At 73.3% G+C, this 12,375-nt stretch carries 8 protein-coding genes; 2 read left to right on the forward strand and 6 right to left on the reverse strand.

All coding sequences use genetic code 11. The annotated features are described in order from the left end of the window. Positions 1-8: 8 nt before the first annotated feature. Positions 9-494, forward strand: coding sequence for an Hsp20/alpha crystallin family protein (locus tag JHB91_RS10335; protein ID WP_199374092.1), 486 nt, complete (start codon positions 9-11; stop codon positions 492-494). Positions 495-578: 84 nt separating this feature from the next. Here JHB91_RS10335 and JHB91_RS10340 read toward each other — a convergent pair whose 3' ends face one another. The 4 genes from JHB91_RS10340 to JHB91_RS10355 form a co-directional block, all read right to left on the reverse strand. Then, positions 579-1,751 (reverse strand): porin, encoded by a 1,173-nt coding sequence (locus tag JHB91_RS10340; protein WP_199472808.1) that lies wholly within the window; start codon positions 1,749-1,751, stop codon positions 579-581. Between the two features lie 166 nt (positions 1,752-1,917). Further along, complete coding sequence (locus JHB91_RS10345; RefSeq protein ID WP_199472809.1) at positions 1,918-2,100, reverse strand: oxidoreductase-like domain-containing protein; 183 nt, start codon at positions 2,098-2,100, stop codon at positions 1,918-1,920. A 131-nt stretch (positions 2,101-2,231) separates the two neighbouring features. Next, the gene (locus tag JHB91_RS10350) at positions 2,232-4,604 is read right to left on the reverse strand and encodes a Tex family protein (protein WP_199473236.1); all 2,373 of its coding nucleotides are present in this window, start codon (positions 4,602-4,604) and stop codon (positions 2,232-2,234) included. Positions 4,605-4,706: 102 nt separating this feature from the next. Further along, positions 4,707-5,114: a DUF2007 domain-containing protein gene (locus tag JHB91_RS10355; RefSeq protein WP_199374086.1), complete on the reverse strand. Its 408-nt coding sequence runs from the start codon at positions 5,112-5,114 to the stop codon at positions 4,707-4,709. Between the two features lie 26 nt (positions 5,115-5,140). On the opposite strand from JHB91_RS10355, the gene JHB91_RS10360 reads away from it, so the two are divergent. Further along, complete coding sequence (locus JHB91_RS10360; RefSeq protein WP_199472810.1) at positions 5,141-6,472, forward strand: exo-alpha-sialidase; 1,332 nt, start codon at positions 5,141-5,143, stop codon at positions 6,470-6,472. Positions 6,473-6,505: 33 nt separating this feature from the next. Here the strand turns inward: JHB91_RS10360 and JHB91_RS10365 are convergent, their stop codons facing one another. Both JHB91_RS10365 and JHB91_RS10370 read right to left on the reverse strand, forming a co-directional pair. Further along, the gene (locus tag JHB91_RS10365; RefSeq protein WP_199472811.1) at positions 6,506-10,429 is read right to left on the reverse strand and encodes a translocation/assembly module TamB domain-containing protein; all 3,924 of its coding nucleotides are present in this window, start codon (positions 10,427-10,429) and stop codon (positions 6,506-6,508) included. Then, positions 10,429-12,324 (reverse strand): autotransporter assembly complex family protein, encoded by a 1,896-nt coding sequence (locus tag JHB91_RS10370; RefSeq protein ID WP_199472812.1) that lies wholly within the window; start codon positions 12,322-12,324, stop codon positions 10,429-10,431. The genes JHB91_RS10365 and JHB91_RS10370 overlap by 1 nt, the downstream gene beginning before the upstream one ends. Positions 12,325-12,375 lie beyond the last annotated feature (51 nt).

Consider the following 12,375-nt stretch of genomic DNA (forward strand, 5'->3'; position numbering starts at 1 on the left):
GAGGACATATGAACCAGATCAGCCGCCAGCGCGACCAGTGGCCTCGCGCCCAGGACCCGATGGGCCAGCTCTTCGACCGCCTCTTCGGCGGCAACCTGATGGGCGACACCGGCAACGACGAATCGTCGGTGGTCACCAGCCAGTGGGCGCCACGCGTCGACATCAAGGAAGAACACGACCGCTTCGTGCTCTATGCCGACATCCCCGGCGTCGACCCCAAGGACATCGAGATCCAGATGGACAAGGGGCTGCTCACCCTGAAGGGCGAGCGCAGCAGCGTGACCCGCGAGGAAGGCGAGCAGTTCTCGCGCATCGAGCGCAGCCACGGCATTTTCCATCGCCGGTTCGCACTGCCCGACAGCGCCGATCCGGACCGCATCTCGGCGAGCGGCGAGCACGGCGTGCTCGAGATCGTCATCCCGAAGCGGCCGGAAACCACCCCGCGCCGGATCCAGGTGGGTTCACGCACCACCACGCAGCAGAACGGCGGATAACGCCGCGCATTGCCAGGGTCGGCCGGCATCCGCGGCTGCGGGTGCCGGCCGACCAGTCCACGCGACGCAGGTTGTGTGCGCCGCTCAGAACTTCCAGGTCGCCCGCAGATACACGTCGTCGTCCCGTCGCGGGCCGGCGGCGCTGGCCGGCAGGTCGATCTCCTCGCGGCGGCGGATGCGCGCGTCGAGCTGCCAGGCCTTCGAGGCCTGCCACACCCAGCGCGCCTCGAGCAGCTCGTCGTTGGGGCGGAAGTCGCTCGACAGCAGCCAGCCGTCGGCCACGCGCCCGTAGACGAGGCCGAAGTCGTGGTCGGGCAGGACGTCCATGAAGCTGAAGGAGGCCTGCCAGGACAGCGCGTCGGCTTCGCCGGTGCCGGAGTTCACCGCTTCGCGGCGCGGCGTGTCGGGCGCCCAGCCGATCTCGCCGCCGAGCCGGAACCTGGTGCCGCCGTCGCCCAGCGGCCATTCGGCGGCGGCCTTGGCGGTCACCGCCAGGTAGTCCTCGAGCGCCGGGTCGGCGAGGCCGTTGGTGCGCAGCGCGGACGGCAGCCAGGTCAGCGTGACCATGCGCTGCACCACGGGGCCGACGGCCGTCTTGGATTCCGCCGCTACGAACAGGCCGGCGCGCGAACCGCCGTCGGCGAAGTCCAGCGGGCGGCGCAGCGCGCCGGTGGGGCCGCGACGGTCGTTGTGCCGCGCGATCACGTGCGTGGTCCAGTCCTGGCCCCGCCACTGCCACCAGGCGCCATCGGTCCAGGTGATGTCGAAGTTGGTGCTGTCGTTCTGGTCCAGCGACTTCTTCATGATGTCGTCGATGGCGAACGCGGCCTGGAAGCGGCCCAGACGCAGGCTCCAGGGAGATTCCGCGGGGCGGTATTCCAGGTAGGCCTCGTCGATGGTCGCCTGGCCGTCCTCGAGCCCGGCGGGGCCGGGCGCGTAGGCCCGCATCCAGAACTCCGCGTCGTCCTGTTCGCTGTCGAGGCGCGCGGCCACGCGGCCGCTGGCGTGCCAGTCGCCGCCGAGGTCGCCGCGCACGCGGAAGCGCACCCTGGCGCGGACGCTGTCGGCGTCGGTGGTGGCGCCGCTGCGGGCGCGCGTTTCGGAGCCGACGTAGCCGAAGCGGACGTCGCCGCTGGTTTGCCACGCGTCGCTGGCCTGCGCGCCGCCCGCGGCGAGCGCCAGGGCGAGCGCCAGCGCAGTGCGTCCGGCGTGGCGCGACGGGGTTCGCCGGGTGAGCCGGCCTTGAATCGCGTGCACGTTGTCGATCTCCAGGCCATGCGGGTGCCGGGGCAGGGCGGAAACAGGCTGCGCCGGATCGTGGAGAAGTATGGATACCCGCTGGCCGCGGGGCCTTGACCCGGATCAATCAGGCGCAGGTCGCGCATGGCGCGGCGCCGCGCCATCAGGCGCTGATACGCCGCCGTCAGCCGGCGTCGGGGTGGCGCTCGAGCCAGCGTGCAAGCTGCTCGCGGTAGAACTGCAGCTCTTCGCTGTAGCTGTCATTCACGCACGGGTCGCAGCCGCTGTCGCAGCAGTCGCTGGGGAGCGGCGGCTCGGGCGGCACCGGGCGCGGGTCGCAGTCTGGGACGGGATGGAGCGTTTTCATCGCCCGCCATTGTCCCACGCAGCGCCCGGGCGAAGGTTCCGCCGCGCTGAACATGGCGTGCCAGCAGCGTGCACGCGTCGCGCCCCGCCACGTCCGGCGTGGCGGGCCGACGCGGCCGGAGGCCGAAATCCTCAGCTGCGCTTCGCGCGGGAAAAGGCGTCGGCCAGTGCGCTGTTCGCGGGCGGGGCGTCCGCGCGCGGGGCGCCGCTGCGTGGACCATTCCCGGGTCCGCCAGCGCCGCGCGGGCCACCACCCGTGCGCGAGCGCGGATCGCGGGCACCGCCATCGCGGCGCGCGTCCTGCCGTTCCTCGCGCGGCGCCGGCGCATCATCCAGCCGCCGCGTCAGCGCGATGCGCTTGCGGGCCACGTCGACCTCCAGCACCTTCACTTTCACGATGTCGCCGGCCTTGACCACCTCCCGCGGGTCCTTCACGTAGCGGTCCGCCAGCGCGGAGATGTGCACCAGCCCGTCCTGGTGCACGCCGATGTCGACGAAGGCACCGAACGCGGCGACGTTGCTCACCACGCCCTCGAGGATCATCCCCACGCGCAGGTCCCTGATGTCCTCGACGCCGTCGGCGAAGGTCGCCGCCTTGAACTCCGGACGCGGGTCGCGGCCCGGCTTTTCCAGCTCGCCGAGGATGTCGCGCACGGTCGGCTCGCCGAAGCGCGCGTCGGTGAACTGTGCGGGCTTGAGCGTGCGCACGAAGGCGGCATCGCCGATCAGCGCTTTCACCTCGCGGCCGCAGGCCTGCACCATGCGCTCGACCACCGGATACGCCTCGGGATGCACGGCGGAGGCATCGAGCGGTTCGTCGCCGTCGGCGATGCGCAGGAAGCCGGCGCACTGCTCGAAGGTCTTCTCGCCCAGGCGCGGCACCTTCAAGAGGTCCTTGCGGCGCTTGAACGGTCCGTTGGCGTCGCGGTGCGCGACGATGTTGTCGGCCACCGTGGTCGACAGCCCCGCGACGCGCGCGAGCAGTGCGCCGGACGCGGTGTTGACGTGCACGCCGACCGCGTTGACGCAGTCCTCGACGCGCGCATCCAGCGCGCGCGCAAGCCGGTACTGGTCGACGTCGTGCTGGTACTGGCCGACACCGATCGCCTTGGGCTCGATCTTGACCAGTTCGGCGAGCGGATCCTGCAGCCGCCGTGCGATCGACACCGCGCCGCGGATCGACACGTCCAGGCCGGGGAACTCACGGGCCGCGGTCTCCGATGCCGAATACACCGACGCGCCGGCCTCGCTGACCACGATCTTCTGCAGCTTCAGTTCCGGCGCGGCCTTCATGACGTCGGCGGCGAGCCGGTCGGTCTCGCGCGAGGCGGTGCCGTTGCCGATCGCGACCAGCTGCACGCCATGCTCGGCGCATAGCTTGCGCAGCACGTGCACCGACTGGTCCCACTGCTTGCGCGGCTCGTGCGGATAGATGGTGTCGGTGGCGACCAGCTTGCCGGTGGCGTCGACCACCGCGATCTTGCAGCCGGTGCGGATGCCCGGGTCGATGCCGAGCACCGCCTTCGGCCCGGCCGGCGCCGCCAGCAGCAGGTCCTTGAGGTTGTCGCCGAACACCGTGATCGCTTCGGCCTCGGCCTTCTCGCGCGCCTGCGCGAACAGGTCGAGCATCAGGTGCAGCTGCAGCTTGGCGCGCCATGCCAGGCGGCAGGCGTTGAGCAGCCAGGCGTCGGCGGCACGTCCCGCCGCGCGGATGCCGGCGCGCAGCGCGACGCGGCCCTCGGCGTAGGCGTTGCCGGCGTCGACATCGCTGCCGGGTTCCAGCTCGATCTGCAGGAATTCCTCGCGGCGGCCGCGGAACAGCGCCAGCAGCCGGTGCGAGGGGATCTTCGCCAGCGGCTCGGCGTGGTCGAAGTAGTCGCGGAACTTCTCGCCGGCGGCTTCCTTGCCCTCGGCCACCTTCGACCGGATCACGCCCTGCGCGGACAGCCATTCGCGCAGCTCGCCGATCAGCGCCGCGTCCTCGCCCCAGCGCTCGATCAGGATCGCGCGCGCGCCTTCCAGCGCGGCCTTGGCATCGGCGACGCCCTTGTCGGCATCGACGAAGCCGAGTGCGAACTCGTCCGGCACCTGTGTCGGGTCGGCGAGCAGGCCGTCGGCCAGCGGCTCCAGCCCGGCTTCGCGCGCGATCTGCGCGCGGGTGCGGCGCTTGGGCTTGTAGGGCAGGTACAGGTCTTCCAGGCGCGCCTTGCTGTCGGCGGCGTCGATGTCGGCGCGCAGTTCGTCGCTCAGCTTGCCCTGCTCGTCGATGCTGGCCAGGATCGCCGCGCGCCGCTCCTCGAGCTCGCGCAGGTAGGCCAGGCGGACCTCGAGGTCGCGCAGCTGGGTGTCGTCGAGGCCCTCGGTGGCCTCCTTGCGGTAGCGCGCGATGAACGGCACGGTCGCGCCGCCGTCGAGCAGCGCGGTGGCGGCGTCGACCTGGGCGGGGCGGGCACCGATCTCGTCGGCGATGGTGGCGGCGATCTTGCGCGCGAGCGCGGGCGTGATGTCCAGCGTCGTGTCCTGCAGGCAGGCGGCAGCAAATCGCCGCGGACCGGTGATTGTCCCCCGCGTCGCCGAAGCGCGTAACCCGTTGACAGCGCCGGCCGCTCAGGCCTTGCGCACCACCTCGTCGGAACCGCCGCGGCGCCGGCGCCATGGCAGCGGCAGGCCGAGCAGCATCAGCGCCGCCCAGGCGATGCGGCTGGAGACGGATTCGCGGTCGGGTGGCAGCAGGCGCGCGTCATCCGCTGCGGCTTCGGCCGCGTCGGCGGCATCGTCTTCGGCGGTGTCGAGCGCGTACGCGCCGGCATCGAGCTCGGCGAGCACGCGGCGCGCATGGATCGCCTGGGCGTCGGGCACCCGCAGGCGCATGCCGCCGATCGCCAGCCGCCACTCCCAGTTGGCGATCGCGGTGCCGGTGTCGTCCAGGCGTGCGTCGAGGCCCTCGGCCTGCAGCAGCCCGCAGGCGAGGTGCGCCTCGAGCGGATCGCTGTAGCTGGCGACGGTGGTGAACATGGCGTGGCCCACGGTACGCTGCAGCCATGCGCACCGCCATCCTCGCCCTTGCCGTGCTGGGCCTTGCCGCCGGATGTGGCGACAGGGCCGAGACCCCCGCGCCCGCCGCGCCCGCCGCCGGCGTCGATCCCGCCGTGGAGCACGTCGTCGAGGACTGGCCGCTGCCGGCGACGCAGCCCGGCTCGGCGCTGCCGGACCTCGCTCGCGCGGCCGATGGCCGCCTGCTGCTGGCGTGGACCAATTCGCAGCCCGGCCGCCGCCACATCCTGCAGTTCTCCAGCTACCACCCGGGCGACCTGCGCTGGCAGACCGCGCCGGTCACCATCGCCATCGGCCAGAGCATGGTCGTGAACTGGGCCGACACGCCGCACATCACCGCCACCGCCGACGGCACGCTGTGGGCGCACTGGCTGCAGAAGAACGGCGCGGCGCCGCACGCCTACGACGTGGCCCTCAGCAACTCGCGCGACGGCGGCATGCGCTGGAGCACGCCGTTCAGCCCGCACGACGACGGCACCGCCAGCGAGCACGGGTTCGTGTCGTTGTGGCCGCAGGCGCAGGACAGCGTCGGCGTCGCCTGGCTGGATGGCCGCAAGACGGGCGCGGCGATGGCCGCGACCGACGCCGCTGCAGCGGAAGCCTCCGCTGGTGGCGACGCCGGTCATGCCCACGGCGCCGAAGCTGGCGGTGCGATGACCCTGCGCGCCGCCGTTTATGGCCCCACGCTGCGTCGCACGCTGGACACGGAGATCGACGCCAGCGTCTGCGATTGCTGCCAGACCTCGGTGGCAGTGACCGGGCGCGGCGCGCTGCTGGTGTACCGCGGCCGCACCGCCGGCGAAGTGCGCGACATCATGACCACGCGCCTGATCGGTGATGCGTGGACGACGCCCGTGCGCGTGCATGCCGACAACTGGACCATGCCGGCCTGCCCGGTCAACGGCCCGGCCGTGGCCGCCGAAGGCGATGCGGCGGTGGTGGCCTGGTACACCGCGCCCGACGGCGAGGCGCAGGTGCGCGCCGCGTACAGCGATGATGCGGGCACCACGTTCGCGGCGCCGGTTGATCTCGACCGCGGCGAAGCGGTGCAGGGCCGCGTCGATGTCGCGCTCGGCGATGGCCAGGCCTGGCTGCTGTGGCTGCGCGAGGACGGCGACGGGCAGTCGCTGTGGCTGTCGCGCCGCTCGCCGGATCTCGCCACCGAATACCAGCGCCTGCAGGTAGCGAAGGTCGCTGGCCGCGGGCGCGGCACGGGCTTCCCGCAGCTGCAGGTCGCCAACGGCGTGGCGCATGTGGTGTGGACCGACGTCGTCGACGGCGTGGCGCAGCTGCGCGGCGCACGCGTCCTCGCGCGCTGACGCAGCGGCCTCGCCGCGCGCGGCGGCGCCGCTTCAGCGCTCGTGGCGGTAGTTGATCGAGCCGCGGCTTTCCAGCGTGCTCGATTCGATCTCGATGTCGAAGCCGCGGCGCAGCAGGTACTTCAGCGTCAGTACCTGGCCGGTGCCGAGCAGCGACACGCCAAATCCGACATACAGGCGCGGCGACAGCTGCTTGCCCACGCCGAGCACGCTGCCGCCCAGCGCGCGCGATTCCATCACCCCGGCGTCGTCCAGGCCGATCTGCTTGCCCAGCTGGCCGGCCAGCAGGCTGCCGCCGGCATTGAGCGCGGCGGATGCGGCATCGAGGTCGCGCGCCTGGCTGCCGCTGAGGCTCGACAGCGGCCGGCCCAGCGCAAGGTAGGCGAGGGCTTCGGCTTCGTCGCTGGCGGGATCGGTCCAGACGCGCGCGCGCGGCGCCGAGGCGCGGCCGTCGACGTCGATGCCCGCCGTCACGTCGCCCACGCGGCGCTCGGCGCGGATGTCGAGCACCGGGTCGGCGACCGGCGTGTTCGACCACTCCAGCCGCCCGCGGGTGATGTCGAGCTCCTGGCCGTAGGCCTCGTAGCTGCCACCGACCTCGAGCATGCCGTCGCCGGTCATCTCGCGGCCGGCACGCGAGCGCACGCGCAGGCGCCCGCCCAGCGTGCCCTCCAGGCCGAAGCCGTTGAGCGTCACGGCGTCGCCCATCACCAGCGACAGGTCGAGCTCCATCGCCATCGGCGGTCCCTTCTCGGGGTCCACCGGGTCGAGGACGACCACGTCGGGCGAGACCGACGCGCCGTCGCTCAGGCGCTCCAGGTCCATGTGCGCACTGGGCACGCCGACCGTGCCGGTGACGCGCAGCGGCTGGCGCGCGGCATAGCGCACCTCGATGTCGGGGCTGGCCACGGCGCGCAGGTCGCGGGTGTCGGAGACCAGCACGTCGTTGCCGCGCACGCGCAGCACCAGCGGCGCGTCCGCACTCTGCCAGCCGAGGCTGCCGTCGATCGCCAGGCGCCCCGTGCCACCGGTGCCGAGCGTGCCGGTGATGCGTGCCGTGCCGTCGGGCAGCGCGTCCAGGCGCGCGCTGCCGTCGACGATCGCGATGGCGAGCGCCGGCAGCTCGGCGTTGAATCCGCTCAGCGCGGCCTGGCCGCCGAGCGACGGCTGCGCGCGCGTGCCACCAAGGCGGATGTCGGCGTCCAGCTTGCCGGTGGGCGAGACGATGTCCGGCGAGAAAACTTCCATCCAGGTGAGTTCACTGGTGGCCAGCGCGATCTCGCCGTCGAGCGGCGCGTAGGCATCCCAGCCGGTGCGCATGCGCGCGTCGATCCGGCCGTCGCCGTTGAACGCGCTGCCGAGCGTGGCGTCGATGCGGTTGGCGTCGAATCGCGCCGCGAGCGCCAGGCCTTCGTACGACAGCACGCTGCGCCGCGCGCCGGGCCGCGTGCGCAGCGCGCCACTCGCCGAGGTGAGGTCGACATGGCCCTGCCAGGCGCGGCCTGCCGGCCGCAGCCGGCCATCGAGGTCGATGCTGCCGTCCAGCGCCCAGGGGCGGCCGTTGTCCTGCTCCGGCAGATAGGGCAGCGCCAGCGCCAGCGGCAGGCCCTCGCCGCTGACCGCCAGCCCCTGGCGCGGCCAGTCGGCGCTGGCGCAGAGGTTGCCGCCGGCCGTGGACGCCAGGCAGGTGCGCGACAGCGTCCAGCGGCTGCCGGCCTGCTGGGCGAAGGTGGCCGGTGCCTGCAGGCGCCAGCTGGCACCACGCGCCGGCGCGGCATCCAGCGATGCAAGCGCGCCGCGCCACAGGCCATTGCCGCCACGCTGCGCGCTGCCGGCGAGCGCGAGCCGACCGATCTCGCCCTGCGCGTCGGCGCCGAACTCGAGGTCTTCGACCGCGCCGCGCGCGCGCACCGCCAGGGTGTCGAAGGCGATGCCGGCCTGCAGCCCGCCGGCATCGATGGCGAGCTCGCCGCCGCGGCCACGCCAGGGCAGGTGGCCCTGCAGGCGCAGGCGGTCGGCGCGGTAATCGCCATGGCGCAGGCCCTCGCCGGTGAGGTCGGCGCGGATGTCGGGCGCGGCGCGCGGGCCGCTGACCGCGAACGTGCCGCGCAGCTGGCCGGACGCGCCGGGCAGCAGGTCGTCGAGCCGCAGCGGGCTGAGCGCGCCATCGACGGTGATGGTGTCGGTGAGGCGGCCGCTGGCGTCGATGCGGCTGGCGCCGACGGTCAGCGCGGCCTCGCCTTCAAAGCGCGCGACATCGGCCGCGGTCGCGGCGCCCTGCATCGCGAAGCGCGCGCTGCCCGCCAGGCGCCGGCCGCGCAGCTGGCCGCCGAGGTCGCGGGCGTCGACGCTGATGTCCAGGCCGCCGTCGTCGCGGGTGGTGCCGGTGCTGGCGATGCGGCCGTCGATGGCGCCGTCGAAATCCGGCACGAAGTAGCCGGGGTCGAAGCCGGCCAGGGTGGCGTCCAGCGTCCAGCCCAGCGCTGGCGCCCAGGTCACGTCGCCGCTGCCGTCGAGGCGTCCGCCGGGCATGGTCGCGCGCAGTGTCTGCAGCTGCATGCGGGCGTGGTCGCCGCGGCCCTTGAGCTCCAGTTCCGCGGACTGCGCGCCGCGCTCGAGTGCCGCCGTACCCACCAACGCCCAGGCGTCGGTGCGCCCGGCGATGCCGAAGTCGGCATCGCCGCGCACGGTGGCCGCGGGGTCGGCGCTGGCGCCGTCTTCGGGTGTCGGCGCCCACGACAGCCCGCGGGCGATCACCGCGTAGCGGAATGTCGCCGCCTGCGGATCCTTGAAGTCGCCGCGTCCGGTGACGGTCACGCGGCCGTCGAACACGTCCAGCACCAGCGGCTCGAATGCCAGTACCTGTTCTTCCAGGCGCAGCTGCGATGGCTGCAGCACCGCGCGCAGCGTGCCCTGTGCCAGCCGCCCCTGCAGCGTCGCGGCACCGCCGGTGCCGTCGGCGCGCACGTCGAACGACAGCGGCGCGTCGCGGGTGCCGGTGCCGGTGCCGGCCAGCAGCGCCAGGTCGAGTTGTTCGCTGGCCGCGCTGAACGACCAGCGCGGCGCGCCGGCCCCGCGCAGCGTGAGCCGCGCGCGCAGCGGCGCCGGGGCGTGGCCGGTCAGCGCGATGTCGAGCGCCGCCACGTCGCCGCGCGCCACCAGCCCGAAGCGCGGCCGGGTGCGGCCGACGGGCGCCGGCAGCAGCGCGGACGCGGTCAGGTCCATGCGGTAGTCGTCGCCCGGCGCGTACTCGCCGCCGGCGGTGAAGCGCCCGCGATCGCTCTCCACCACCACGTCGACGAGCTGGAGCGTGCCGCGCCGTGCATCCAGGCCGCCGCGCAGCGAGGCGATGTCGATCAGCGGCTCGCCGCCGCGCAGCACGCGGAAGCCGTCGACCGCGATCGCGTCCGCCTGCAGGCCGAGCGGCGGATTGACCTGCGGCAGCACCTCGGGCCACTGCGGCAGCGAGAACGGCTCGTCGTCGGCGGGCGGCAGCTCGAGCACCGCGTCTTCGACCTCCAGGCGGTCGAGGCGCAGCAGGCGGCCGAGCAGCGGGCGGATGTCGGGGTCCAGGGTCACCCGGCGCGCGGCGAAGCGCAGCGCACGCGGCGTGGCGCAGCTGCCGTAGGGCGCCTGCTCGCCGTCGACGTCCGGGCACACCAGCTGCTCGAACACCACGTCTTGCATGGTCAGCGGCCCGGACGCCGGGCCTTCGGCGGCGCGCCAGGTGAGCGTGGTGCCGGCCGGCAGCCGCGCCACCACCTGGGCGAGCAGGAAATCACGGCCGCCGAGCGTCGACAGCAGCCAGTAGCCCGCCACCAGCAGCAGCGCGACCAGCGCGGCGGTGCCGATCGCGCTGCGCCGCGCCAGCACGCGCATCCGCGCGCGGCGGCGCGCGCGCAGTTCGGCGATGCGCGCCTCGCGCTCGTCCTCGCCCGGCTGCTGCGCGTGCGCCATCACAGGTCGGCGCCGATGTTGAGGTGCAGGGTGAACGGCGAGTCCGGATCGTCCAGGCCGCGCGCGACGTCGAACCTCAGCGGCCCGACCGGCGAACGCCAGCGCAGGCCGATGCCGACGCCGGTGCGGATGTCGGGTGAACCGTCGTAGGCGCTGCCGGTGTCGACGAACGCGGCCACGCCCCAGCTGCCGTCGAAGTAATGCTCGTACTCGGCGCTGGCGGTGAACACGTGGCGCGCGCCGAGCGCGAAGCTGTCGTCATCGGCATCCACCACGCGCGGACCGACCTCGCGCCATTCGTAGCCGCGGATGCTGTTGTCGCCGCCGGCGTAGAAACGCAGGCTGGGCGGCATGTCGACCAGCGCGCTGGTGGACGTGCGGCCGAACTCGCCGCGCAGGATCAGCCGGTCGAGCTCGCCGAAGCCCAGGTACCAGTGCGCGCGGGCGTGCACCTGGGCGAAGCTCGCCTCCGAGCCCAGCCCTTCGGCGCCGCCGCGCAACAACAGGTGGCCGCTGTAGCCGCTGCGCGGGAACAGCGTGTCGTCGAGGTCCACGTAGCTGGCGCGCAGCGAGGGATAGGTGAAGGTGGCGTAGCGGTACAGCGCCGGCGTGTCGGGGTCGTTGTCGTCCTCGTACTGGTAGGCCCAGCGCTCGCGCAGCGCGTGCATCGAGGCGACCAGGTTGAGGTTGCGGTTGTACTGGCCGCTGCGGCTGGCGACGAATTCGATGCGGCGGGTGTCGATGTAGTCGGTCTGCTCGTCGGCCGCCTGCAGGCTGGCGGTATACCAGCCGTCGAGCCACAGGAACGCCGGGATGCGGTACTGCATGGTGAGCGTCTTGCGCTTGCGTGCGTAGTCGAGCTGCGCCAGCGCCTTGTGGCCGCGGTCGTTGACGTAGCGGCGCTCCAGCCCGAGGCGCACGCCCGGCCCGCTGTCGGTGCCGTACGACAGGCCGGCGGTGTAGACGTCGCGCTTGGCGGGCGTGAGCGTCACGTCCACCGGCACCTCGCCGTCCACCGCCTCCTCGATGCGCGGCTGGATGTCGATGCGGCTGAAATAGTCCAGCCGCGCCAGCGAGGTGCGCAGCCGGTCCAGGCGGCCCTGGTGGTAATAGTCGCCCTCGTCCCAGTACACCAGGCGCTCGAGCAGGTCGTTGCGCACGACCGCCTTGGGCTCCTGCAGGAAGCGCGTCGCGCCCATGTCGTAGCGCGCGCCGCTGGTCCACACCAGCTCGATGTCGGCGGCGTGCTCGGCGCGGGTCACCGCCACCCGGCGCGCGGAGAAATCGGCGTCGAAGTAGCCGCGCTCGGCGAGGCGGCGGCTGATGCGCGTCTTGCTGGATTCATAGGTCGGGTGGTGGAAGACCGAGCCTTCGCGCGGCAGGAAGGCGTCGATCTCCTCTTCCAGGTACCGGTCGTCGTGGCCGTCGCCGAGGATGGCGATGTCGGCGCGGCGCACGCGCACCAGTTCGCCGGGCTCGATGGTGATCACCACCGCGACCGGTCCGCGGCTGTCGGCGCCGCCCGCGCCCGGGGCGCGCACCTCGCGCGTCACCGCGGCCGCGCGCTCGGCATCGTCTTCGGGCGCGGCGGCGGTATCCAGCACGACCCGGCGGGCACCGTCGCGCTCGCGCTCCACCACGATCCGCGGCGAGTAGTAGCCGAACGGTTCCAGCGCCTCGCGCGCCTCGTCGCCGGCGGCGCGCAGCATGTAGCCGAGGCGCCGTGGCGTGACCTCGCTGCCGATCGCGCCGCTCAGCGACAGCGAAGTGCGCACGTTGTCCTCGAGCTCGTCGTCCAGGCCGCGGATCTCGACCGACGACACCTTCACCGCATGAGCAAGGCCGCCGATCGACAACAGGACGACGGCGATGGCGGCGCGGGAGGCTGGATGCATCGCGCGAGGATACCGGTCCGGCGTCAAGCCGCGATTAACGGCGCATGCGCC

The organism is Luteimonas sp. MC1828 (assembly GCF_016461615.1).
Taxonomy (GTDB): Bacteria; Pseudomonadota; Gammaproteobacteria; order Xanthomonadales; family Xanthomonadaceae; genus Luteimonas.